Genomic DNA, 502 nt, shown 5'->3' with positions numbered 1-502 from the left:
GGTCGCCAGCCTGGCCGCCGAGCATCTGGTGAAGCACCTGGAGCGCTCGGGCTTCCTGGTGCTCAAGCTGCCCCCGGCCCGCCTGCACAGCGCCGGCTAGTTCCGCATGTCGGCCGCAGACGCCGTGCTGCGCGATCTCCGGGCCACGCTCTCCAGGATCGAGCGCGGCGGCCTAGGTGAGACGCAGCCATCCCTGTCCTTGTCGCCCGCCATCGATGAGCACCTGCCCGGCGGCGGCCTGGCGCGCGGCGCGCTGCACGAGGTGCAGGCGACCGATGCCGGTGCGGGCCTGTCCTTCTGCGCCCTGGTGCTGGCTCGGACCGAGGGGCCTATCCTGTGGATCTCGGCGCGGCCGGACAGCGTCTGGGCCGCGGGTTCGCAGGCTTTGGGTCTCGGCCCGGACCGCCTGCTCCTGGCCCACTCCAAGGCGCCCGCCGACGGGCTGTGGACCATGGAGGAGGCGCTGCGCTGCCCGGCGCTGGGCGGTGCCGTGCTGGAACTC

At 73.7% G+C, this 502-nt stretch carries 1 protein-coding gene; it reads left to right on the top strand.

Translation table 11 applies throughout. The annotated features are described in order from the left end of the window. Positions 1-106 precede the first annotated feature (106 nt). Positions 107-502, top strand: a 396-nt coding sequence (locus D2K64_RS24145; protein ID WP_370765161.1) for an ImuA family protein, incomplete at its 3' end; no start/stop codon positions are given.

The organism is Teichococcus vastitatis (assembly GCF_003604215.1).
Lineage (GTDB): Bacteria > Pseudomonadota > Alphaproteobacteria > Acetobacterales > Acetobacteraceae > Pseudoroseomonas > Pseudoroseomonas vastitatis.
This window is presented reverse-complemented; position numbering and strand designations above follow the sequence as displayed.